Genomic DNA, 23,167 nt, shown 5'->3' on the forward strand with positions numbered 1-23,167 from the left:
CTTGGGGGGCGACTAAACGAGGGCGTCGTCAAGTCGCATGGTGCGCCGGTTGTAGGCCGGTCGGGGTAGGCGACGGGGGTCGATGTCGACCGGCGGGGTCAACCACGGGTGCCGGTCGGGACCCATCACCACTTGCCACCCGTGGTGATGCACCTGGGTATGACAGCGCTGGCACAGCAGGCACCCGTTGTCCAGATCGGTCGGCCCGCCATCGGCCCAGTGCACGAGGTGGTGGACTTGGGTATGCGCCGCGGGGGCACCACATCTCACACAGCACTGGTCGCGAACGATGATGGCTTGCCGCAGATGATGTGGGAACAATCGTTTCGTGGTGCCCATCTGCAACGGCACCCCTTCGGCGTCGAGGACGATCTCAGCGACCCCGCCGTCACACGACAGTCGCCGGGCTGTCGACTCCGTCACCGCCCCCACCCACGGCAACCGCGCCGGATCAGCGCCTTCAGCGGGGATCGTCACCAACACCTGGGTGCGGGGTGCGCCGGCGGCGGTCATCGCCGCACCGATCGCCGCTTGATCGAGCAGTAGCTCCAGCTTATCGGCGCGACGCTCCCCGACACTGCGCCGATCCTCGGCCCCGTCGGGTTCGGGACGCGGGCAGGAGCGTTCGTCGATCATCGACAAGAATTTCTCGCCGATCACCGCGGTCACATCTGCGGTGATCGCGACCCTGCCTTCCTCGGTCACCCGGGCGTGCACAGAGTTCAACGACGCGTCATCACCCGCCGCAACCGCGTCCGGGTCAGTGGCTGCGACCCGGACTGCCATACTCCGGGCGTGGTCGTGTCGGAAACCCTGCCCTGGTTACGATCAGCCGTCGGCGCAGCGACGGTGGCGCCATCTCGACATGGGTGGCTGGCGATGCATTCTCGAGTTGCCGGCCAGACGGGTGCAGTGCCCGCGCCACAATGTGGGTAGCGAATGGGTTCCGTGGGCGCGTCCGAAAGCGAAGATGACCAGGGCTTTCGACGACGCCGTCGCGTGGATGTGCGCGCACGCGCCGATGAGCGCCGTGAGTGCTTATCTCCGGGTCTCCTGGCGGACGGTGTCTCGTATCGTTGAGCGCGTGGTCGACGACCATGTCGGACTCACCAAACGCTTGAACGGGTTGCGACGCATCGGTATCGACGAAATCTCCTACCGCAAGGGCCACCGATATTTGGTCGTGGTGGTCAACCATGACTCAGGTCAACTGGTGTGGGCGGGTGAGGGTGCCAAGAAGGAGACGATCGAGCGATTCTTCGATGAGCTCGGTGATGTGCGCGCCCGTCGGATCACCCACATCAGCGCTGACGGCGCCGAGTACATCGGCGCAGTCCTCGCCGAGCAGGCGCCGCACGCCTACTGGTGCATGGACCCATTTCACGTGATGCAGTGGGTCAATCAGGCGTTGGACAGGTGCCGCGCTCGGGTGATGAACCGAGTTGTTGGCTTATCGAAGGTAGAACGCGGGCGACTGAGGTGGGCGTTATTGAAGAATCCCGACAACCTCACCGACAGTCAACGGCGGCTGCAATCCATTGTTGTCTGTAACGTCAACAGCCAACTTGCCCGCGCTTATCAGATGAAAGAAGAGATACGGCACATACTTTCAGGCGCTTACCGATCAAGTTGGGCGCCGTTACGGCGATGGATCCGTAAGGCGGAGTCCTCCGGTATTCCCGAGTTTCGACTCACTGCGCAGAGCATCCGCAAACGGGAGGTGCAGATCCACAACGCGGTCGCGTGTCAAATGAGCAATGCGCGAGTCGAGGCAACGAACTGCCACCTCCGGTCATTGACAAAGCGGTCGTACGGATTCCACACACCCGACGCCCTGATCGCGATGGCCAACCTCACACGAGGCGGCGCGTGTCCGAAACTTCCGCATCACGATTGAACCCGGAATCCGCCCACTTCTACGTCAGGAGATCCAATTACGTTCGACGACGACCTTTCTCCACAGCCGACCATCATCGAAAAACGCTGCCTTACAATATATGTCACCCACGCCCCAGCGGTGAACCGTGGTGGACTGTGGTGGACAAAAGCCCCACCAGTCACACGGGTGCATCGGCCTGCTTGGAGACGAGTCACTACCGGAGGTAGGAGGCACTTCGCCCGCCAGTCCAGAGAGTCACTACAACGCATCCGGCTCCGACCGATGAACTCGAACTCGACCGATGAACTTCGATCGAAGTCCATCGGTCCAGGTGAGGTTCATCAGTCGGTGGAGGGGTTCGGCAGACCCTTCGTGACGCGCCCTCCGCAAGCTCCGGGTGCTCCTCAGGGAGCAGACAGTAGTAGCGCCCTGGCGGCCGTCGTGGATACAAAAGAACCCCGCTCGCTGAGGAGCGAGTTTCCCCCCACCGCTCCCTGAGGAGGGAGCTCGCGAGCGTCTTGAAGGGTTTCCCAAGCTTGCCCGCCAGCCCCTTCGAGGCTCGTCGGTTTCGCTCCTCGCACCCTCAGGGAGCGGGAGACACCCGTCGCTTGCGCTCCTCGCACCTCAGGAAGCACTTCAGGTCGCTTCTTCCAGATCCGGGAGCAGAGAGAATCGCTTCTCCTCGGGGCAGGCGGCGGAGAGACCGCGAGAAGACTTCCCGCACCTCACGATTCCGAGATCGTCGCCTGACGCTCGGCGACGGTGACGTCGCCCGCCGACCAGTGCGTGGGCGGTACCTCGCGGACACAGACGCGGATGTTCGCGACCGGGGCGCCGATCGCACGATGGGCGGCCGCCGTCAGCTCGCGCATGAGTGCGCGCACCTCGTCGGGCGAACGCCCCTGGGCGATGGTCACGTCGATGAACGGCATCTCACCCTCCCGCGACCGTGATCGAACCGAGCGTGGTGAAGTGAGCCGCGACCCGGCTACCCGGCTCCACCGGGACAGCGTCCGTCATACCCCCGGTGAGGACGACCCACCCCGCCTCCAGGGTGATGCCCCGCGCACCGAAGGTGTTGGCCGCGAATGCCAATGCCTCGGCGGGATGTCCGAGCACTGCTGAACCCGTCGCGGTGGCGACGATGTCACCGTCGACCTCGAGCAGGCACGCCTCGAGTCCGAAGTCCACGTCCGCGACATCGCGGATGACCGGACCGGTCACGTAGACGCCGGAGGAGTTGTTGTCGGCCACCGCATCCGCGAGGGTGAACTTGAATCCCGAGTAGCGACTGTCGATGATCTCGATCGCGGCCATCGCATGATCGACCGCGGCGAGTGCCGTGGCCGCGGTGACACCGGGACCGGCGAGGGGACGCCCGAGCACGAAGGCGATCTCGGGCTCGGCGCGTGGATGGATGAGTCGCTCACGCGGGACCGGCAAGCCCGCGGGCAACGCCATGGCATCGGTCAGCCACGCGACCGAGGGCTCGTCGACGCCCATCTGCTTCTGCTTGGCCCGCGAGGTCAGGCCCAGCTTGATCCCGGTCACGGTCTCCCCGCGCGAGCGGCGGTCGGCGAGCGCGATGTCCTGGGCGGCGTAGGCGACGTCGAGGCTCAGTCCCGGCCACTCGTGCTGGATCGAGGTCCGCGCCGTCCGCGAGCGCTCCGCGGCGAGCAACGAGCCGGCCACGCGAACCGCACTCCAGTCGTCGATTCCGTTGTCTGTCACTTCTTCTCCTGATGATTCGAGAACACGAGCACTCACGCACCCAGCACCGCGGTCACGCCGCCGACGCCGGCGATGGTGGCGACCACGGTGTCCCCCGGCCCGACCGGCACCGCCGCGGTCATCGAGCCGGGCAGCACCACATGGCCGGGTTCGAGCGTGACGCCGAGGGGCCCGACCGTGTTGGCCAGCCAGACCAGGGCGTTGATCGGCGATCCGAGCACCGCGCCACCGGCGCCGGTGTGGACGAGTTCGCCGTTCACGTGCAGGTTGCAGCCGGCCATCCGCAGGTCGACGTCGACGAGCGGCACCGGCCGCCCGCCCAGGATGACCCCGCCCGATGACGCGTTGTCGGCGATGGTGTCGAAGATGCCGATCTTCCAGTCGCGGATGCGGGAGTCCACGATCTCCAGTGCGGGGAGCACGAAGTCGACGGCCGCGGCCGCCTCGGCGACCGTGACCCCCGGTCCCCGTAGTGGCCTCGCGAGGACGAACGCGACCTCCGGCTCGATGCGCGGTTGGATGAACGTGCCCGCCGGGATCGGGGCGTGCTCGAGGTGGAACATGCTCGCCGTGAGGTGCCCGAAGTCCGGCTGGTCGACACCCATCTGCCGTTGGATGGCACGGGAGGCCAGCCCCACCTTGTGCCCTTTCACCACGTCACCCTGCTTCTCCCAGTCCTGAACCTGGGCGAGGGCGATCTCATAGGCGGTCGACAATGGGCGGTCCGCGAACCGCCCGGCCAGGGGTTCGATCGGGGCGTGGTCTCGATAGGCGTCGAGCAACGCATCAGCGGCATCGCGCACGAGGTCGGCATGGTCGGTCATGGAAGGCATGATCTTTCTGGGCTGAGGAACGGTGACCGCGGGGTCATCCCGCCACCGCGTGCAGGACGGAGACCTCGCGCTCGGGCAGACGGATGGGCGTGGACACGTCGCCGGACGAGGAGTTCAGCGCGCGGGACGCGTCGGCGGCGGCCGCGATCACCGCACGCCGGAATTCGTGCTGCGCCGGAATGAATCTCGTCGCGGGCGCGGTGATCGACATCGCCGCCACGACGACCCCCATCTCGTCGCGGATCGGCGCCGCGACGCAATGCACGTCGGGAACCGCTTCGGCCAGGTCGAAGGCGCAGCCCCGGCGCAGCACACCCTTCAGTTCCGCGGCCAGTTCGTCCGGGTCGGTCAGGGTCGAGGACGTGTACCGCCGGAGCTGCTTGTCGGTCAGGTTGCGAGCCAACTGGGCCGGATCGCAGTGCGCGAGGAGCACTTTGCCGACCGCGCTGCAATGCGCATCGAGCTGGGCGCCGATCCGGGCGCCGGACACGTTGATGACGTGGTTGCCCAAAACCTTGTCGACGTAGATCACCCGATAGCGTTCCATGACGGCGAGATGGGTTGTCTCGCCGAACTTCTCCGAGAGCGCCTGCAGGATCGGGGCAGCACAGGACTTGACGTCGACCGTGCCCTGCAGCGCCTGGTTCAGTTCGACGACGCGCCAGCCGATACGGTAGCGGCCGCGGGCGCGACACTGCAGCAGGCCGATGTCGACCAGCGAGGCCAGCAGCGCGTGCGCGCTCGACCGGGGGACGCCCAGTTCGCCGGCGACCTCCGACACACCCCACTCGGGACGTTCGACGGTGAACAGATCCAGGACCGGGCCGATTTTCTGGACGGTCTGCAGCGCGGCCACCTCAGGGACCCACCATCGACTCGTCGCTGAACAGCAGGGTCGCCCCACCGGTGGCGAAGTTGGCGACATCGCCGGCCGCGGCCTGCCCCTCAGGCGATCCGAGGGCCTGGGCAAGGGCGTCTTTCGAGTCGAAGTACAGCTCGGCCACCGAGTACGAGGCGGGTTCGGTGCCGTCGAGGGACTCGCACTTGCCCGCGGCGAACCGCCGCAGTCCGGGGATACGGCGGACCAGCTCGGCATGCTCGTTCTCGTAATGCCGGTCGAAGGCCGCCGGGTCGAGCGGATGTCCGTAGATCACGGTCAGTCGGTACATGAGGTGCCTTTCGGATTCGAGCGGGAGGTCACGACGCCGCGGTCGTCGCCACGGGGGCAGCCACGGTGAATTCCTCGCGGAAGATGAGACGGGGCGCCATCCGGCGACGTTTCAGCGCCCGGACGCCGGCCTCGATCATGGCCGGCGGGCCACAGAGATAGGCGCTCAGCCCTTTACAGCTGCGGAAGTCCTCGACGACGACGTCGGTGACCATCCCGGTGGCGCCGTCCCACTGCTCCTCGCTGAGGACCGGCCGGTAGTGGAAGTTGTCGTACCCGGCCTCGAGTTCGCGGAAGAACTCGACGTCGTAGAGGTCGTCCCGTCGTCGGCCACCGTGGTACAGGTACAGCTCGGGTACCAGGCCGTGGTCCAGCACGTGGCGGGCGATGGACTTCAGGGGGGCGAGTCCGGTACCGCCGCCGATGAGGATCGCCGGCTCGGCCTGCTCGCGGACGAGGTGGAACTGGCCGAGCGGTCCGCGGAGTTCTACCCGCTCCCCCACCGTCAGCGAACCGAAGATCCAACCCTCCGTGGCCCGTCCACCGACGGTGCGCTTGACGTGGAACTCCAGGAGCTTCGACTCCGACGGCGGGTTGGCCATCGAGTACTGACGCCCCACACCGGTACCGGGGATCACCAGCTCCGCATACTGGCCCGCGTTGAACGTCATCGGCTCGTCCAGTTCGACGACGAGCCGGCGCGTGTCGGTGGCGATGTCGTCCAGGACGACGACGGTGCCGTCGTGGTCGCGCAGCGGATGTCGGGGCGCTCCGTCGTCGACTGCGGCGTCCAGCGGTTCGACGACCAGGTCCGAGCACGGCGTGGCCATGCAACCCAGCGCCAACCCGGCACACCGTTCGGCCGGCGTCAGCGTGTAGTCGGGTGAGTCATTGTGCGCCACTTCGCCGTCGAGCACTCGGAGCTTGCAGGTACCGCAGGTCCCCTGGGTGCAGGAGTGCGGCAGCCACTCCCCGGCGCGCAGCACCGCATCGAGGACCGACTGATCGGCGGCCACGTCGAGCGGCGTGTCCGAGCCCTGGATACGAACCCGATGTGTGGTGTTCACGCCTCAGACCTCCCACTTGACATGGAGTTCCTTGGGGCCACGGAAACCCCAGCCCCAGAAGTCGACCTCGTGGTCGGTGTCGCGCTCGATGTTGGGGATCGTCTCCAAGAGCTCCTCGAGCGCGATACGGACCACGTTGTTCGCGAAATAGGTTCCGGCGCAGGCGTGGACACCGCCGCCGAAGGTCATGTTCGGGATCACCGCGCGGTCGAGGTCGTACGCGGTCGGGGCGTTGTAGGCACTCTCATCCTGATTCGCCGAACCGTAGGACAGCATCACCACGGAATTCTGCGGGATCGTCACGCCGCCGACCACGACCTCGTCGGTGGCGATCTTCGCGGCCGCCGACCAGATCGGCGCGACCCACCGCATGCCCTCACCGACCGCCCGCGGGATGAGGCCCGGGTCGTCGACGACCCGCTCCAGCTGATCCGGCCGGCTGAACAGGCCGGCCAGTGTGGTGGCCATCGCATGACCCGGCTCCTGCATCGCGCCGAGCAGGAACACGTAGAGGTTGGGGTAGATGACGTCGCGGCTGCGCGTCTGCCCCTCGGGCATCCCGTCGTGCAGCCAATGCGAGATCGCGCTGTGGTCGGGGTTGACGATCCACTCGTCGATCTTGGGGTCGACGTGCGCGATGATCTCGGCCTTCGCCTCGTCGCCGGGGACGAAGCCGTCGGGGTTGGCGAACTCGCCGTCGGGCGTCATCGCGGAATTCGTGAACGAGACGCTGAGCTTGTGGAACCACTCCCGCAGCTTGTCGGTGCTCACGTCGCTCAGGCCGAGCAGATCGCCGAGGGCCCGGACACTGACCGGTTCGCAGTACTCGGCGACGATGTCGGCCGAGCCGTTGTTCTCGATCCGCTCGAGCAGTTCGCGGGCGTACGGCCGGACCAGGTCGTCGATGTAGTTGTCGACGGCCGACGGCTGCAGATGCGGCTCGACCATGTCGCGCAGATCGCGATGCTCGGGACCGTTCGTGTTGAGCAGCGCCCCGTGACCGAACGTGCGGCCGCCCGCCGGGGAGATCACCGCAGGCCAGTTGTCCGAATCCTTCGCGATCTGCATGCACAGCTCGCGGGTCGAGACGATGTACATCCCGAGGGAGGGCACGAACGCCACCGGCGCCTCCTTCCGCAGCCGCTCGTAGAACGGGTACGGATCGGCCTCGAGTTCGGCCATCGTGATCTCTTCGACGAACTTCGGGGTGACCTCGTGCGAGGGCTGGACTGCGGTCATGGTGACTCTCCGTTGTCGTTCCGGATATCGGTTGTCGGGAGCCGGTTCGTTCGGTCATGTCGCCGGCCACCGTGGCAATGTCTTGTGATCTGGAACACTATGGGTGGAGGTGAGGGGAGAGAATGACTGCGAATGCACCGATGGATGACTCCGCGTGCACAGCGGGAACCGTCGAACTGAGCACCCGCGAACTCGCGAGCGCCGAGGGTCGGGTCCGGTGGGCGGAGGCGCTCGACGCCACCTTCTGCGAGATGGACATCGACTGGCCCCAGGACCGTCGCCCGTTCACCGCTCAGATCGTCGCGCGCCCCGTCGGAAGCCTCTCGGTGAGCGTGGTCCGCGCCGATCCGCACACCGTCGTCCGCACGCCGGCGATGATCGAATCCGATCCGGCCGACGACTATCTGCTGTGCCTCATCACCCAGGGCGCCGCCACGATCTCGCAGGGCGAACACACCGGACTGTTGCAACACGGCGCCTTCGGGATCATCGACGCCACAGCTCCTTTCGTCGTCAGCGGCGCCACCGAATTCGAGCAGATCGTTGTGCGTGCGCCTCGTGGACAACTGGCTGCGCGGGCGACGTACGACGTCATCGACGACGCGACGGGCCGGGCCATCGCGGTCGATTCCGGTATCGGACGACTCGTGTCGAGCTTCCTCGTCGACGTCGCGGCCCAGGTCCAAGGAATCTCCGTGTCGTCGTCCGGCACGGTGGCGAGCGCGGTGTTGGACATGGTCGCCGGCGCGGTGACCGAGCAGATCTCACACCGCACCGCGACCGACCGGATACATGCCGCCGACCTCCGCGCGGTCCAGAACGCGATGGCCGATCACCTGCACGATCCCGACCACACCATCGCGCTGGTGGCCGCCGAGGTCGGGATGTCGATGCGATACGTCCACAAGCTGTTCAGCACCACCGGCACGACACCGCGGGCCTGGCTGTACGCCCGACGGCTCGACCGGGCCCGCGCGCTTCTCGCGCAGACCGATCTCTGTGTCGCCGACATCTGCGCACAGGTCGGGTTCCGCGATGCGTCGCACTTCAGCCGCGCGTTCAGCCGCACGTTCGGAGTCAGCCCATCCCGCTATCGGGCCACCGCTCCCGAGCGGCATCGTCCCTAGGATGGTCCGTACGCGACCGCAGGAAGGCACCCATGACGATCAGTGACACCGACCGCAGTGCTCGATTCACCCACTCCAAGTCCATCCACATCGACGCCACACCCCAACAGGTGTGGGACCTGGTGACCGACATCGGTCGCACCGGTGAGTGGAGCCCGATCTGCAAGGCGTGCTGGTGGGCGGAACCGGCGACCGGTCCCGAGGTCGGTGCGTATTTCCATGGCCGCAACGAAACCCCCGAACGTGTGTGGGAGACCCGTTCCCGTGTCGTCGCCGCCGACGAACCCCGCGAGTTCGCGTGGATGGTGAACGAGAACGCGGTGCGCTGGTCGTACACGATCACGCCCGACGGCGACGGGACGACGCTCACCGAGTCCTGGGCCGTACAGCCCGCAGGGTTCGACCTGTTCGCCGAACGCTTCGGCGACGACGCATCGCATCAACTCGAACAGCGTCGCGACGCCGCGTTGGCGGGCATCCCGGCCACCCTCGCCGCCATCAGAGAGATCGCCGAGCGCGGCCCCTCCGCCCCCTGAGGTGCGAGGAGCGAAAGCGACGAGCCTCCGCCGCCCCCTGAGGTGCGAGGAGCGAAAGCGACGAGCCTCGAAGGGCCTGGCGACTATTCTCACCAAGCCCTTCGAGGCTCGCTTCGCTCGCACCTCAGGGAGCAGGGGCACCTCACTTCACCTCAGGGAGCAGAGGTCGCGGAGCAGGCCGCTACGAGCTGGCCACCCGCGAGTCCTGCTTGCCCCACGCCGGCGACTTCTCGATCGCGCCGATGATCTGGGGCCGGAGCTCGTCGGCCTGGATGACCGCGTCGACCGAGCCGACCTCGACGGCACGGCGGATGCTGTGCACCGAGTCGAACTCGGCGGCGATCTCACTGATCTTCTCCGCGCGCACCGACTGTCGGAGGTCGGCCAGTTCGGCGTTGAGCCGCGAGCGGTCCGGACCGGTGGCCTGTGCCGTCTCGGCCTCGAGTTCGCGCACCCGCGCGTCGGCACTCACCCGCTTGGCCACATCGCCGGCGAAGACGACCGCGGCCGCCGGCGCACCACCCAGCACGGAGGCGAACGAACCGTCGATCGCGAGCACGGTCATGTTGGGGTTCAAGGCCTTCGAGAACACCACGAACGCGCCGCCGTGGTAGCGCGAGATCACGCAGAACACGATGGGGCCTTCGAAGTTCACGATGGCACGGCCGATCTCCGCACCGTACTCCAGCTGCAGCTTGCGCAGCGACTCCGGCGATCCGTCGAACCCGGACAGGTTCGCCAGCACCACGAGTGGTCGGTTGCCGCTGGCCACGTTGATCGCGCGCGCCGCCTTCTTCGACGATTGCGGGAACAGCGTGCCGGCGGTGTAGGTGTCCGGACCGTCGGTCGGTGTGTAACCGCGGCGCGGCACCTCCCGTGACTCGATACCCAAGAGACACACCGGGATTCCGCCGATGTGCAGATCAGTCACCACCGCGGTCTCCGCGTCGGCCATGCCCGCCCAGCGCTCGAGCACCGGGTGATCCTGGTCGGCGACGGCGCGGATCACGGTGCGGATGTCGAACGGCTTCTTGCGATCCGGGTTGGAGGCCGCCGAGAAGATCTGCCCGACGGTGGTGAAATCGCTGCCCGCGAGGACGTGCGGGTAGTCGGAGATGTCACGGTCGACGGGGTCGCTCGTGATCGCGCGGCGCGGCGTCTGCTCGCCCGGCAGCACGTAGGTGTGCTCGTAGTGAGCCATCAGGAGGTCCCGTGCCGCACCGAGGTTCGGCGCCCAGTACTGCGCCTGGCCGTTGGGGCCCATGACGCGGTCGTAACCGCCGATGCCGAAGTTGTCCTCGGCCGACACACCTCCGGAGAAGTCCAGCGACTGCTTGCCGGTCAGCACCATCGCCGACTCCGGGGTCATCACCAGGATGCCCTTGGTGTGCATGAGCATCGTCGCCTCGGCGTTCCAGTACGGCTGCCCGCCCACGTTGATGCCGGCCACGACGATGTTGATCTCGCCGCCGTCCTGCGTGAACTCGACGATCCGCTTCAGCGCCCGGGCGATCCAGTCCATGTTCTCCGTACCGGAGTCCATGGAGATCCGCGCGCCCGACGAGAGTGCGTACCACTCGAGCGGGACCTGCATCTGCTCGGCGAGGTCGAGCGCCGCCACCAGCCGACTGCACTCCGGTTCCGCAAGCGCGCCCAGCGATTTCGTCGGATCGCCGAGCAGGACCACACGGGTCACGCCGCGCGGGTACTTCTCGGTGGGTGTGGTGACCACACCGGCGACGATCGCGGCCGAATTGCGACCCTTGGGGCGGTCGACCTGCACCAGTCGCTGCTCGGCGTCGAGGTCGTACTCGGTGAAATCGCCCAGGATGGCCGCCAATTCGTACGGGTAGACGGTGTTGCGCTTCGCCGCGCGCAGCACCTTCTGCCGGTATTCGTCGACCGGCTCGATGGGCTCGTCGCTCGGCTCGACGACCCGGACGTCGAATCCGCCGGTGGGGTTGCCCGAGAAATGCACCGAGACCTTGCTCAACTCACCGGTGTCGCGGTCGCGGCGGCGCGCGATGAGCTGGACCTCTTCGAGTCCGACGCCCTGCGTCGTGCCGCTGATGTGATCGGCGATCAGATCCAGGATGTCGGCGTCGACGTCGATCGGCGGCCACACGTACATGATGATCCGGTTGGCGCTCGACAGGTTGGTGGAGCCGCGCTGCGCACGCCGGATCGAGTCGACGCACGACGCGAGCGCGGCTTCGGCGGTCGGCAGCGTCAGCAATCGGCCGTCTTGCTCGCGCAAGGCGGTCAGGTCACGCACTTGGGCGAAGGCGACGAGTCGCCGGTCGGACGGGTTCTCCCGTGCGACACAACGGAAGAGGTACACCTCTTCGTCGTCCGACGAGGGCAGGCGGGTGAGGTCGAACTTGCGCAGACGCTCCATCTGCATCCGCTGTGCGATGTAGGGGTGCAGGCCCCGGATCAGACGTTCCTCGGCCATACCGGTGGCCGACGGCCGGAACGTGACGTGGTGGTGCATCCGGGCGTCGGCGCTGCCCGCGACCGTGATGGTGACGCGATGCACCTGCGGCGGAAGCGAACTCGTGGCGACGATGTCGTGCAGCGTCCCGGCGAGGACGTCGAAGTCGTCGGGCTGCTGCTCCCAGGCGAGATAGATGTCCGCGTCGACGGCCGCGGTCTCGCGAGCGAGCTCGGCGAGTCCGCCGATGGCTGCGGGCAGCGCATCGAAACCGACTGCGGCCGAGGCGATGTTGCCTGCGTCGCGCTCGGCGACCACGAAGGTCGCGCCGCCGGCCTCACGAATCCGGATGTCCGAGAGGCCGCGATTGCCGTAGTAGCGCCGGGTCAGCACCTCGAGCATGACCGAGTTGTCGGCGTGCCGCTCGATGCGCTGGCCGAGCAGCCGGACGAGCGGCTCGGTGCTGCGCACCATGTCGTCGATGCGGCTCGTACGGTCGGCGGCGTCGGGATTCTCGTCGAGATACTTCAGCTGCTTGCGCACGTTGCTGTACACGCGTGCGCGGTCGCGCAGCAGCAGCGGCTGTCCGTACCAGGCGTAGATGACGCCGCGCGCGAGGTCGGAGACGGCCGGGAAGCGGACCTGGGTCGCGGCGACGAGGCGGTCGAGGGCGGTGCCCACCGCCTCGCGCAGTTCGTCTCGCGGGGTCGGCTCGTCGAGCCATTCGAGCAGCAACGCGCTGATCACCGAGGCGGAGTCGTTCGGGTTCTGCAGCGCGAGGAAGATCCGGAAGACGGCGGCTTCGAGCTCGGGGGTGCGCTCGAGCTCGGTCACGCCGTAGTGGCCGAGTGCGCGACCCAGCTGATCGTGGAACGCCGCGGGCAGTCCATCGCGTTCGACGTCGAGACTCTGCAGGTAGGTGTGGAAGTTCTCCCGTGCGCTGTGTACGTGCTCGACGCCGACCTCGTGACTCGACGGCCGGTTCTGGCTCAACTCGGCGAGGTCGGCGAACACCGTCACGAGTTCGAGTTCGTCGGCCAGCGGTCGACGTCCGCTGTCGATGGCGGCACGGCGGACGGACAGGTATTCGTCGAGCAGTCGTGTCCGGTGGTTCGGGTCCACGTCGTAGCCGAGCAGCTGGCTGCGGAGGTCCTCCTGGCTACGGGTGGTCCGCTCGGTCGGGTCGACCTGGGGCTCCTCCGGCAGTTCGAGGTCGACGGTCGCACCGACTTCCTCTTCGACCTCGTCTCCCTCATCGGCCAGCGGCTCCAGCCGCATCAGGGTCGCGCCGGTCTCGACCTGCGTGCCGACCGACACGGCGCACTCCTTGACGCGCGAGCGCACCGGGGCACGCAGCACGGTCTCCATCTTCATGCTCTCGAGCACCAGGATTGGAGCGCCGGCCTCGACCTCGTCGCCGGCCTGGATCGGTGTGGCGACGACGAGCGCGGGTGCGGGCGAGCGCACCACACCGCCCTCGTCGCGACTGACGCGGTGGGTGACCCCGTCGACGTCGACGAGGTGGATCGGTCCATGGGTGTCGGTGAGCAGGCGGTAGCGGACCCGGTTCACCACGAGCTGCGCGGCGTGGTCGTCGAAACGCTCCAGGTCGACGTCGGCGGTGCGGGTCTCCCCCGGCGCCTCGATGACGACCCGGAAGCGATGAGCACCGATGGCGGCGACACGCACGCGGTAGGCGACGCCGCGCAGCTTGAGGTCGAGCGGGCGCCCGCTCTCGTGCTGCACCTGCGGGCGGCCACCGGAGGCCGTCGACATCAGGCGCTGCCGTTCGACGAGTTCCTCTTCCTCGTAGGCGTCGATCGCGGCGGCGATGAGGGCGATGGCCGAGTGCCGGTTGGCGACGAGGCCGCCCTCGGCGCGCACGCGGTCGATCCAGCCGGTGTCCGCGCTGCCGTCGATCACCTGCGGCTGATCCAACAACTCGAGCACGAAGCTCTTGTTCGTCGCTCCGCCGGCGATGATGACGCGGGTCTCGCGGATCGCGCGGCGCAGACGGCCGAGCGCCTCGTCGCGATCGCGACCGTAGGCGATGATCTTGGCGATCATCGAGTCGAAGTCGGCGGGGATGGTGTCGCCCTCGCTCACACCGGTGTCGACGCGGATACCCGGTCCCGCGGGCAGCTCCAGCAGGTCGATGCGGCCCGGAGCCGGCGCGAAGTCGCGGTCGGGATCCTCGGCGTTGAGGCGGGCTTCGATGGCGTGTCCGCGCTCGCTCGGCGCCGCACCCTCGAGCCGTCCGCCGGAGGCGACGTGCAGCTGCGCGCGCACCAGGTCGAAGCCGGTGGTCGCCTCGGTGATCGGGTGCTCCACCTGCAAACGGGTGTTGACCTCGAGGAACGCGAGGAGATTCTCGCCCGGGTGGTAGAGGAACTCGACGGTGGCCGCGCCCCGGTAACCCACGGCGACGGCGAGCCGCTCCGCCGAGGCCTTGAGCTCGGCGACCCGGTCCGCGGGGAGGACCGGCGACGCCGATTCCTCGATGATCTTCTGGTTGCGGCGCTGGACCGAGCAGTCACGCACGCCCAGCGCCCAGGCCGTGCCCTGACCGTCGGCGATGACCTGGACCTCGACGTGACGCGCGCCGGTCACGAGACGTTCCAGGAACACCACGCCGCTGCCGAAGGCACGCTCGGCCTCCTCGCGGGTGCGGGTGTAGGCGTCGCGGAGATCGGCGTCGCTGGTGACCTTCCGGATGCCGCGGCCGCCACCGCCCGCGGTCGCCTTCAGCATCAACGGGTAGCCGATCTCGGCTGCCGCGGCCACCGCCTCGTCGAGGGTGTCCACACCGCCGCGGCTCCACGCCGCCACGGGGACGCCCACCTCTTCGGCGATCAGCTTGGCGCCGATCTTGTCGCCGAGCTTGCGCATCGCCTCGGCCGACGGCCCGACGAAGGTGACGCCGATCCGGTCGCACAGTTCGGCGAACAGCGGGTCCTCGGCCACGAAGCCCCAGCCGACCCACGCCGCATCGGCACCGGTCTCGAGCAGAGCGTGCTCGAGCACCTTCATGTTCAGGTAGGGACGCGATGCCGCGGGCCCGAGGTCGTAGGCGACGTCCGCCTCGCGCACGAACGTGGCGTTTCGATCCACGTCGGTGTGCAGTGCGATGACCTCGATGGGTTGCCGGGTCTCCTCCGACAGGCCCCGAACGGCGTGGATGAGCCGCATCGCGGCTTCACCTCGGTTCACGATGGCGATACGAGAAAACAACACCGACTCCATTCACGTCGTCGTCGTGCGGCTGAAGGTCCGCAGGTACGGTACAGCGCGGCGACCCAGCTCAGTGGCGATCCGGGACGCGCGGGGTGGTTCGACGGTGTGATTCTTACGAGTCAAATCGCTACGCGCGAGTACGGCGCGTCGGAAGGTGGCCGGAAGCACCTGTTCCGGACGCCGGGAGAGCGGGTTTTCGCATGCTCCCTACGAGGAGCCCCGCTGGGGAGCCGGGATGCCGTGATGCAGTTCCGCGACGTCGGGATGAGCACGCGTACGCGACTTCCAGGCGTTCTCGCCGTAGGTGGCGAAGATGGGGTTGTCGGGATCGGTCTCCACGCCGCGCGACCGGCGCGCGAGGTCGGGCGGCAGGTCGATGATCGGAACCACCGCGTCCAGGGCCGGATTGAGAAAGAACGGGATGGACACGCGATCGGTGCCGGGCGCGGGGGCCTGGACCCGATGCCGGGTGGCCCGCAGGTAACCGCCGGTGGCGACCTCCAGCAGCTCCCCGATGTTGACGATGAATGCGCCATCCATCGGCGGCACGTCCACCCACTGTCCAGGCGTCAGCTCCACCTGGAGGCCCGCCGAGTCGGGCTCGACCAGCAGGAGAGTCAACACGCCCGAATCCTTGTGTGCGCCGACCCCCTGGCTTCTGTTCGCGGTGCCGGGATACCGCACCACCTTCATCAAGGTCGCGGGCAGATGCGCGAAGGCATCGTCGAACACCGTCGGTTCGGCCCCCAGCGACGACGCCCAGTGACGCAGCAGCCGAAGACCCACAGCCGACAGAGCGGCACTCCAGTCGTCGAAGACCTCCCGGAATCTCGGGATCGACGTGGGCCACAGATTGGGGCCCTGCAGATGCCAATACCCCTGCGCTCCATCGATGACGGCGCGCTCCGGGCCGATATCGATCTGCTCACGCCAGTCGACCTGCCCGTTCGTCAGCTCGCCACCGAGCCGTGAATAGCCGCGAAACTGCGCGCTCTGCAATTGACTGATCTCGTTCTTGTCGGCGTCGGGCAGAGCGAAGAACTCACGCGCCGTCGACAGAACCTCCGCCTGACGGTCGACGCCGACGCCATGCCCGACCAGATAGAAGAAGCCCGAGGTGTGCGCAGCCTCGCGCAGTGCCACCGCGAATTCCTCCGGCGCGTCGTCGGCCGTGGACAGATCAACCACCGGCACAGCCATGACGCCATCCTCACTCCTGTCGGCGGCCGAGGCCACCCGAGTTCACGGTCGGGGCCGCGTGCGCGACGCGCCTACACCGACTCCGCCGCCAGAGCACGGACCTGTGCCACCGAGTCCCAATCGACCACCGCGGCACAGTTGCGGCGCAGCAACGCGAGGATGAGGGTGTTGACCGTCTCGTTGTCGGGGAGCACGTCGATCGCGGCCAGGGTGATGTACAGGCCGCTGAGCAGCTGCACGCGGTAGTCCCTCAGCGCTGTCGCCCCGTCGTAGCCGGTCGACTTCTGCGCGAAGGTCTCCGCGTAGTGGGTGATCAGCCGGCGCTCGTGCGCTCGACGATCCTCGACGTCGACACTGCCCGACATGAAGTACCCGACGTCGTACATGGGATTGCGGAGCCCGGTGACCTGCCAGTCGATCAAGACCGCGCGTCGGACGTCTCCGACCGACTCGAACAACACGTTGTCCACGCGGGGATCACCATGAGTGAAGGTGAGGTGCTCCTGCGGGAGCAGGTGCCACACCCGGACGAGCTCGATCGCCTGACGGATCGCCTCGAGATGGTCGTCGGGAAGGTCATCGGCGAACCGGGTGAGTGCCTGCCCCGCCCCGCGTTCGGCCGCGTCGGACCAGTAGTCGCAGACGTCGCTCAGCCGGATCATCCATGCCGGCGCGGTGGCGGTGTCCATCGGATGGAACTCCGAGTGCACATTCGCGAGTTCGGCCAGCACCGCTGTCGCGTCCTCGACGGTCGCGCCCTGAACCTGGTTTCCCGCAACGGCACTCGTACTCAGGTCCTCCATCACCAGATTGATCGTGCTCTCGTCTCCGGCCACCCAGTACTTCAAGGGGATCCGGCAGGCGTTCCGCGCGGAGATGTCGACATACGCGCCGATCTCGCGATGGTATGCACCACTGCGCAATCCGTGCGCGTGTACATCAGGGTCACGGGGTTTCAGCTTGACCACGACCGCATCGGGCGCTCCGGGAGACGTCCTGGCATAGGCGACACTCACCCGTACGGTGTCGCTGACATTGCCCGCGCCGATCGGCTCGATCGTGATCGCCGCGATCGACGTGTCGTGGCCGGCGTGGCAGAGGACTTCCTCCATCCAGGCTGCGGTGATGTCGTCGGTGGTGTCGATGAGCTTCGGCGTTGTCAGCGTCATGACCAGGATCCTTCGAGGTAGTCGGGATTCCACACATCGGTGATGACACCGTCGTGGACTTTGAAGATCTCGATGCCGCAGAGACGCTCGCCCGTCGTGAGACGTTCGGCGTTCCAGGTGAGGGACGCGAACGTCTCGTCGCCGACGAGTGTGACCACGGTGAACTTCGGCTGATGCGCGGCGAGGTCGGCGACGATGCGCTCTCGTTGCTCGCGTCGGCTGAGTGACCGGATACTGCCCGCCCCGTGGCGTGTCATCGGGTCGCCGCAGATCTCGTCGACCAGGTCGATCTGCTCGTCGTTGTACAGTTCGTAGACGTAGCGTTCGACGAGTCGTACTGCGCCAGTGCTCATGTGATGACTTTCTGATGGATTCTGTCGGTCAACTGCCGAGAGCGACGAATTCGGAGACCGTGCTGTCGAGCTCGGTGGGTGTCGCGCCGTGCATGATCACGCCGTCGACCCCCAGGTCGAACTGCGCCCGCACTCTCTCTGCGCAATGCCGTGGCGTCCCCATGGCCGCGCAGTCGAGCCACTCGGCGGGGATCACGTCGCGGAGACGTTCGAACGTGGCGGTGTCCCCGACGGCATCGGCCCATCCCGGTAGCTCGCGCACCACCTCGGACTCCCGGAACCTGTTCAGCGCGGCCACATCCCACCGGTTGGTCGACACCAGAAGATCCCCGTAGACCTGGAGGTAGGTGGCGATCCGGCCGACCGTCTTCTTCAGGATGACCTGTTCGTCGAGCTCGTCGGTGACGGTGGCATAGCACGACCACACCTCGACCGAGTCGGGGTCGCGTCCGGCCGCGGCCGCGGCGTCCTTGACGGTGCGTACGACCCTGGCCGTGGTCTCGTCGGAGAAGAACGTATGCAGCACGACGAGGTCGTAGGCGCGACCGGCCATGGCGAGGGCCTCGGGCCCGAAGGCCGTGGTGGCCAGCTTGATGTCCTCGTCGAAACCAGGGTCGAGTTTGATCGCCGGGAACCTGCCGAGCGCCCCGTCGTAATCGGTCACGGTCTCACCACGCCACAGTCTGCGCATCAGATGCGCGAACTCTTCGAGTTGTGCGGTGGTCGTGTGCGCGAGTCCGAGCCCGGCGATCTGGGGACGCAGACCGCGGCCGACGCCGAGGGTGAAGCGACCACGGGTGAGGCGATGCATGGTGGTCGCGAAGGCCGCGGTGATCGCCGGGTGGCGGGTGTTGATGTTGGTTGCCGCGGTGGTGATCCCGATGCGATCGGTGACGGCTCCGGCCGCCCCGGACAGGGCACACGCCTCCTTGACGTTGAGCCGTTCGGAGATGAATGCCTGCCCGAGGCCGAGACGCTCAGCGTGCGCGAGCTCGCCCAACATCTCTCGGGGGTCGTCGACGTGCCCGCCGAGCGTGTAGAAGCCCAGTCGGTCGGTTCGGATCGAGGACGCGGCGACCTGCGGTCGACCTTCTCGGACGGCGGTGTCAGACATGAACTGCCCCTTGCCCGCTCAGCGCGGCGATCCGCGCGAGCGCATCGTGGTCGCGGGCGTGCGCCAGCGAGTTGGCCACCATGGCCGTGAACAGATCGTCACCCCGATCGGATCGCGCGACGAGCATCGCGGCGGCGACACCGATCACCAGGTTCTGGAAGGTGCCGACCGGGTAGTCCCGCATCAGTTCGGCCAGTGAGTAATCCGTGACCCCGTGCGCGAGGAGCCCTCGGTGGTAGTGCTCGAGGAGCTCGGCTTCGGATGCCCGACGGGTCTCCGGGTCCAGCGCTCCGCCGATGAAGTAGGCGACATCGACGACACCGGGCGCGAAGATGACCGTCTGCCAGTCGAGAACGGCGAGGGGTACGTCGCCGCCGGCCGCGTCGAAGAGGACGTTGTCCGGCCGGTAGTCGCCGTGCTGGATGGTGAACGGCATCGTACGCAGTGCGGTGTAGTAGTCGGCGATGCGCTCGGTGAACGCCGTTCCGAGTTCGATGTCGGCCGCGGACAACCGGGTTCGGTACCGGTCCACGAAACCGGCCCACCATTCGGGCATCATCTCGGTGAAGCGGGCCCAGTAGGTGTCGGAGATGTCGAGCCACGACGTACCGGCGAGTTGCGCCGATCCCCAGTAGGGTCCGTGGATTCCGGCCGCCTGCTCGACCGCGAGTCGCACCTCGCCGACAGTGCACCCGGCCAGCTGGTTACCCGGCCGGGCCGGGGTCAGATCCTCCAGGACAAGTGCGAACTCAGTGTTGTTGGAGTCGATCTCAGCGTGATGGCAACGCGGGACGCGCACCTGCAGGTTGGGTGCGATGTCTTGATAGAACCGCACCTCGCGCAGGTAGTTCAGCTCACTGCGACCGGCCGCGCGGCTCTGTTCCTTGTCGGAGGTGACCTTGATGACGAACGACGACGGGGCTGACGTGGGTGCGGAGTAGCTCACGGTCGTCCGGATGCTGTCCGCGACCTGTCCGGTTCCGATGGGGCTGGTGGCGAACTCGGTGATCGTCACCGTGCCGTCCTTCGTCCCGGTGGTGGTGAGCACGGTGTCGAGCCAGGTGGGACAGATATCAGAGGCGTGCATCGCTCTCCTCGGGTGCGCACGGGTGGAGCGGCCGGCCCCGAGGGGATTGGCTCTCTCGGGGCCGGCCGAGTCGAATAGCGAGATGGGACTTCAGATGAGGGTGACGGTGCCTGCGGTCCCGTCGACTTCGACGGTCGCGCCGTCGGTGATGCGTCGAGTCGCCTCGGTGGCCGACACCACGCACGGGATGCCGAGTTCGCGGCTCACGATCGCGGCGTGCGAGAAGGGTGCGCCCACGTCCACGACGACCGCGGCTGCGGTGACGAACAGCGGCGTCCACGACGGGTCGGTGATCGGCGCGATGAGAATGTCACCCGGTTCGAGTGCCGACGGGTCCGAGGCCTCGGTCAGCACCCGCGCCCGGCCGCGTGCGACACCGCCGCATGCGGGAACTCCGGTGATGGTGTCGCCGGCGGATGCGGCGGCGACGGTCGACTCCGAGCGCAGCGGCCACTCGGAGATCGGCGCAGGGGTGCCGTCGACGACGAACGGCGGCGTGCGGTCGAACAGGTCCAGGTACCCCTTCTCGCGTTCGACGAGAGTGTCGCGGTACGACGCCGGATCGTCGAGGAACCCCGCCAGCTCGTCGGCGAAGAGCATGAAGATCTGACGCGGCGAGTCGATCGCACCCCGGTCCGCGAAGCGACGGCCGAGTTCGAGTGCGGGCAAGCGCAATTCGTGGATCAGCATCGCGGCCGTGGTGCGGCCGCGTTCCCGGCCGCGCATCCACAGAGCCGACGCATTGAGCACCGCCTCGAATTGACCTGCGGTCTCGGCGTCGCCGGCGAGCATCTCACGGATCGCCGCCGCGGCGGCGTCGCGCTGGGCGGCTCGCTGCGCCGACTTGGCCTCCGGCGCTTCCCCGTCCGGAACGTCGCGCATCGTCTCGATGGTCGCCAGGGCGAGGTCGGGGTCGACACCCCACGTGATCGCGCGGATCTCCCACTCGGCAGGTCCACGGAAGTCCCAGTCGGCGAGGAACGCATCCAACTGCGCGGCGAACGCGCCGACCGCCTGCGACTCCGAGGCCTTGAGCTTGGCGTAGAGCCCCTTGGTGCCGGCATCGAACAGCGCTGAGACATCGGGATGCTGCGCCTGACGGCTCAATTCCCACATCCGCAGCGAGGGGCCTGCGGAGTCGACGTTGCCCAGCCCGGCCACCAGGGTGAGTGCCTGCTCCGGTTTGCCGACCGCCTCGGCGAGCTGCGCGATGGCACCGAGTCCGACGCCGCACTTCAGGCTGGCCTCGATGTGATGTTTGAAGAGCCGGCGGAGCAGGGTCTCGAACGAGTTCATCCGCTCGACGAGCTCACTGTCCGACAACTGGGTCAGATCAGGCCGACTGCGACGGATCTCGTCGACCTCGACGCGATCGGTGTCGTAGGCGGCGAGGTCGGTGGCGCCGAGCACCTGCTCATTGAGCCAGACACCGGCTTTCGCCTCGTACTCGGCGTTTTCGTCGAAGTCGCGTTTCTCGCTCTCGTAACTCGGGATGCCGGGCATGTCCCCGAAGTACTGCAGGTCGACGGCCTCGGCACTCATGCCGGGCACCCGCACGCCGAACAGCCGCATCAACGACATGTTGATGTAGAGGTAGCTGCCGAACGCCGGGAGGATGTTGAACGCCACCGCGTCGTCGTACAGGTCGTCGTCCCACACGCCGCACGCCACGAACGCGTCGCGCCATCCGGGTTCCAACGTGTGCTGGAACCCGAGCGACGCATTCAGCGGAGTGATCGGGTCCGGGAAGATCTCGCCGACATTGGCGCGGGAGTACAGCGGGAACAGTTTCGAGGTCTCATTCGAGATCGGCCAGGCGGTCATGTCCGGGGCGTCCTTCCAGTTGGTCATGAGCGAGCGGCCGAGTCCTCGGCCCGCTCCCGCATCTCGTAACCACACCTGCGTGGTTAGCGAACGCTGTGTCACATTATTGTGTGACACCACTCACGTTGTCAACCATTTCAGTCGCCGACTTACCGTTCTTTCCACGGCTTTTGCCTCCGCTCGCTCGCCATGGCTGGACAGATATGTGATGGGTGAGTCACTATTCATCTAGGCGCCCCGGTTTCGGACTCGGTGCCGGAAGGAGAGTTCCGATGCGCGTGCTGGTCACCAACGACGACGGTTACGACGCCGATGGGTTGATCTCGGTGGCCACGGCGCTGATCTCCGCCGGCCATGACGTGGTCGTCGGCGCGCCGAGTTCCGAGCGAAGCGGCAGCGGGAGTTCCCTGGGCACGATCGAGGACGGTGCGCTGATCACCACGACCGAGCACCGTATCCCCGAGCTCGGCGACACCCCGGTCTTCGCTCTCGACTGTCCGCCGGCGCTGACCGTGGTGGCGTTCTGCGCCGGAGCCTTCGGGCCGCCGCCCGAACTCGTCGTCAGCGGGATCAACGAGGGCCACAACACCGGGCGGTCGATCCTGTTCTCGAGCACCGTGGGCGCAGTGCTGGCCGCGCGCGTGGCCGGAGTCAGCGGTATCGCGGTCAGCTGCGGGTTCGCCCCAGACCACCGCTACGACACCGCCGCGGCGGTGACCGAGCGCGTCGTCGGCTGGATGGCCGAAACCCGCGCCACCCCGATGACGTTGAACGTCAACGTCCCCGACGTCGATTTCACCGCGCTGCGCGGCATCCGGGTGTCCGCACTGGCGAGCCGGAGCATGTTCACCTTGCGGTTGTCCCGCACCGAGAACGGCCTGCTGATCAATCGCGACGAGCGGCAGAGCGGGTTCCGCGAGGGCACCGACAGCGCTGCTGTGGCGGCCGGGTACGTCTCGGTGTCCGCCCTGCGCGGGGTCGGCGCGGACAACGGCTCCCTGGACGACGCCGAAACCGCACTGCAGCAGTCGATGTCACGGGACGGCATGTGGGGACTGGCGCAACTCCGCTGACCCACCGGCGACGGACGGCCGACTCACCGCGTAAGACTTACGAGCCGCCCGTCATCGGATGACGGGCGGCTATCCGGTCTTGATCCTACGAACAACCCT

The 23,167-nt window shown here is 67.4% G+C and carries 17 protein-coding genes and 2 pseudogenes; 4 read left to right on the forward strand and 15 right to left on the reverse strand.

Annotation, left to right across the window (positions count from 1 at the left end):
* Window positions 1-12 precede the first annotated feature (12 nt).
* Window positions 13-798, reverse strand: a pseudogene (locus tag ABIC25_RS09975) (HNH endonuclease); the annotation flags it as partial.
* Here ABIC25_RS09975 and ABIC25_RS09980 point away from each other — a divergent pair.
* Window positions 761-1,897: pseudogene (locus ABIC25_RS09980) on the forward strand (ISL3 family transposase); the annotation flags it as partial. The pseudogenes ABIC25_RS09975 and ABIC25_RS09980 sit on opposite strands and share 38 nt — an antisense overlap.
* 707 nt (window positions 1,898-2,604) lie before the next feature.
* Here the strand turns inward: ABIC25_RS09980 and ABIC25_RS09985 are convergent.
* The 7 genes from ABIC25_RS09985 to ABIC25_RS10015 are packed head-to-tail and all read right to left on the reverse strand — an operon-like array spanning window position 2,605 to window position 7,917.
* Complete coding sequence (locus tag ABIC25_RS09985) at window positions 2,605-2,889, reverse strand: tautomerase family protein (protein ID WP_248645664.1); 285 nt, start codon at window positions 2,887-2,889, stop codon at window positions 2,605-2,607.
* On the reverse strand, window positions 2,813-3,610 hold the full coding sequence (locus tag ABIC25_RS09990; protein ID WP_004022313.1) for a 2-keto-4-pentenoate hydratase: 798 nt from the start codon (window positions 3,608-3,610) through the stop codon (window positions 2,813-2,815). The genes ABIC25_RS09985 and ABIC25_RS09990 overlap by 77 nt, the downstream gene beginning before the upstream one ends.
* Before the next feature lie 32 nt (window positions 3,611-3,642).
* Complete coding sequence (locus tag ABIC25_RS09995) at window positions 3,643-4,443, reverse strand: 2-keto-4-pentenoate hydratase (RefSeq protein WP_435529061.1); 801 nt, start codon at window positions 4,441-4,443, stop codon at window positions 3,643-3,645.
* 34 nt (window positions 4,444-4,477) lie between these two features.
* Window positions 4,478-5,299 carry an IclR family transcriptional regulator gene (locus ABIC25_RS10000; protein ID WP_238418837.1) on the reverse strand — a complete coding sequence of 274 codons (822 nt, stop codon included), beginning with the start codon at window positions 5,297-5,299 and terminating at the stop codon, window positions 4,478-4,480.
* Window position 5,300: 1 nt separating this feature from the next.
* On the reverse strand, window positions 5,301-5,612 hold the full coding sequence (locus tag ABIC25_RS10005; protein WP_248643752.1) for an EthD family reductase: 312 nt from the start codon (window positions 5,610-5,612) through the stop codon (window positions 5,301-5,303).
* A 28-nt stretch (window positions 5,613-5,640) separates the two neighbouring features.
* Window positions 5,641-6,678, reverse strand: a complete 1,038-nt coding sequence (locus ABIC25_RS10010) for an NADH:ubiquinone reductase (Na(+)-transporting) subunit F (protein WP_435529060.1) — start codon at window positions 6,676-6,678, stop codon at window positions 5,641-5,643.
* A 3-nt stretch (window positions 6,679-6,681) separates the two neighbouring features.
* A complete protein-coding gene (locus ABIC25_RS10015; RefSeq protein ID WP_248643753.1) occupies window positions 6,682-7,917 on the reverse strand; it encodes a cytochrome P450 in 1,236 nt (411 codons plus the stop codon).
* A 122-nt stretch (window positions 7,918-8,039) separates the two neighbouring features.
* On the opposite strand from ABIC25_RS10015, the gene ABIC25_RS10020 reads away from it, so the two are divergent.
* Together ABIC25_RS10020 and ABIC25_RS10025 are read left to right on the forward strand one after the other, a co-directional pair.
* Window positions 8,040-9,044: an AraC family transcriptional regulator gene (locus ABIC25_RS10020; RefSeq protein ID WP_004022319.1), complete on the forward strand. Its 1,005-nt coding sequence runs from the start codon at window positions 8,040-8,042 to the stop codon at window positions 9,042-9,044.
* Window positions 9,045-9,076: 32 nt separating this feature from the next.
* A complete protein-coding gene (locus ABIC25_RS10025) occupies window positions 9,077-9,580 on the forward strand; it encodes an SRPBCC family protein (protein ID WP_354561241.1) in 504 nt (167 codons plus the stop codon).
* A 181-nt stretch (window positions 9,581-9,761) separates the two neighbouring features.
* Here ABIC25_RS10025 and ABIC25_RS10030 read toward each other — a convergent pair whose 3' ends face one another.
* From ABIC25_RS10030 to ABIC25_RS10060, 7 genes are all read right to left on the reverse strand, one after another.
* A complete protein-coding gene (locus ABIC25_RS10030) occupies window positions 9,762-15,257 on the reverse strand; it encodes an ATP-binding protein (RefSeq protein WP_354561242.1) in 5,496 nt (1,831 codons plus the stop codon).
* A 198-nt stretch (window positions 15,258-15,455) separates the two neighbouring features.
* The gene (locus tag ABIC25_RS10035; RefSeq protein WP_354561244.1) at window positions 15,456-16,448 is read right to left on the reverse strand and encodes an isopenicillin N synthase family dioxygenase; all 993 of its coding nucleotides are present in this window, start codon (window positions 16,446-16,448) and stop codon (window positions 15,456-15,458) included.
* Between the two features lie 71 nt (window positions 16,449-16,519).
* Window positions 16,520-17,617: an aminoglycoside phosphotransferase family protein gene (locus ABIC25_RS10040; protein WP_354561246.1), complete on the reverse strand. Its 1,098-nt coding sequence runs from the start codon at window positions 17,615-17,617 to the stop codon at window positions 16,520-16,522.
* Window positions 17,614-17,970, reverse strand: coding sequence for a hypothetical protein (locus ABIC25_RS10045; protein WP_004022326.1), 357 nt, complete (start codon window positions 17,968-17,970; stop codon window positions 17,614-17,616). The genes ABIC25_RS10040 and ABIC25_RS10045 overlap by 4 nt, the downstream gene beginning before the upstream one ends.
* 28 nt (window positions 17,971-17,998) lie before the next feature.
* On the reverse strand, window positions 17,999-19,084 hold the full coding sequence (locus ABIC25_RS10050) for a TIGR03857 family LLM class F420-dependent oxidoreductase (protein ID WP_354561248.1): 1,086 nt from the start codon (window positions 19,082-19,084) through the stop codon (window positions 17,999-18,001).
* Window positions 19,077-20,171: a phosphotransferase gene (locus tag ABIC25_RS10055; protein WP_354561250.1), complete on the reverse strand. Its 1,095-nt coding sequence runs from the start codon at window positions 20,169-20,171 to the stop codon at window positions 19,077-19,079. The genes ABIC25_RS10050 and ABIC25_RS10055 overlap by 8 nt, the downstream gene beginning before the upstream one ends.
* Window positions 20,172-20,261: 90 nt before the next feature.
* Window positions 20,262-21,995 carry a PEP-utilizing enzyme gene (locus ABIC25_RS10060; protein ID WP_354561299.1) on the reverse strand — a complete coding sequence of 578 codons (1,734 nt, stop codon included), beginning with the start codon at window positions 21,993-21,995 and terminating at the stop codon, window positions 20,262-20,264.
* Window positions 21,996-22,267: 272 nt separating this feature from the next.
* On the opposite strand from ABIC25_RS10060, the gene surE reads away from it, so the two are divergent.
* Window positions 22,268-23,068 carry a 5'/3'-nucleotidase SurE gene (gene surE, locus ABIC25_RS10065; protein WP_354561251.1) on the forward strand — a complete coding sequence of 267 codons (801 nt, stop codon included), beginning with the start codon at window positions 22,268-22,270 and terminating at the stop codon, window positions 23,066-23,068.
* Window positions 23,069-23,167: the final 99 nt, after the last annotated feature.

The organism is Gordonia sp. PvP123 (assembly GCF_040547295.1).
Classification (GTDB): Bacteria; Actinomycetota; Actinomycetes; order Mycobacteriales; family Mycobacteriaceae; genus Gordonia; species Gordonia terrae.

What these genes read in the sequence shown, in the direction of transcription:
- ABIC25_RS10050 (WP_354561248.1), bottom strand. Translation starts at nt 19,084, where the DNA reads ATGTCTGACACCGCCGTCCGAGAAGGTCGACCGCAGGTCGCCGCGTCC.
- ABIC25_RS10060 (WP_354561299.1), bottom strand. Translation starts at nt 21,995, where the DNA reads ATGACCGCCTGGCCGATCTCGAATGAGACCTCGAAACTGTTCCCGCTG.
- ABIC25_RS10040 (WP_354561246.1), bottom strand. Translation starts at nt 17,617, where the DNA reads ATGACGCTGACAACGCCGAAGCTCATCGACACCACCGACGACATCACC.
- ABIC25_RS10015 (WP_248643753.1), bottom strand. Translation starts at nt 7,917, where the DNA reads ATGACCGCAGTCCAGCCCTCGCACGAGGTCACCCCGAAGTTCGTCGAA.
- ABIC25_RS09995 (WP_435529061.1), bottom strand. Translation starts at nt 4,443, where the DNA reads ATGCCTTCCATGACCGACCATGCCGACCTCGTGCGCGATGCCGCTGAT.
- ABIC25_RS10025 (WP_354561241.1), top strand. Translation starts at nt 9,077, where the DNA reads ATGACGATCAGTGACACCGACCGCAGTGCTCGATTCACCCACTCCAAG.
- ABIC25_RS10005 (WP_248643752.1), bottom strand. Translation starts at nt 5,612, where the DNA reads ATGTACCGACTGACCGTGATCTACGGACATCCGCTCGACCCGGCGGCC.
- ABIC25_RS10045 (WP_004022326.1), bottom strand. Translation starts at nt 17,970, where the DNA reads ATGAGCACTGGCGCAGTACGACTCGTCGAACGCTACGTCTACGAACTG.
- ABIC25_RS10020 (WP_004022319.1), top strand. Translation starts at nt 8,040, where the DNA reads ATGACTGCGAATGCACCGATGGATGACTCCGCGTGCACAGCGGGAACC.
- ABIC25_RS10035 (WP_354561244.1), bottom strand. Translation starts at nt 16,448, where the DNA reads ATGGCTGTGCCGGTGGTTGATCTGTCCACGGCCGACGACGCGCCGGAG.
- ABIC25_RS10030 (WP_354561242.1), bottom strand. Translation starts at nt 15,257, where the DNA reads ATGGAGTCGGTGTTGTTTTCTCGTATCGCCATCGTGAACCGAGGTGAA.
- surE (WP_354561251.1), top strand. Translation starts at nt 22,268, where the DNA reads ATGCGCGTGCTGGTCACCAACGACGACGGTTACGACGCCGATGGGTTG.
- ABIC25_RS10055 (WP_354561250.1), bottom strand. Translation starts at nt 20,171, where the DNA reads ATGCACGCCTCTGATATCTGTCCCACCTGGCTCGACACCGTGCTCACC.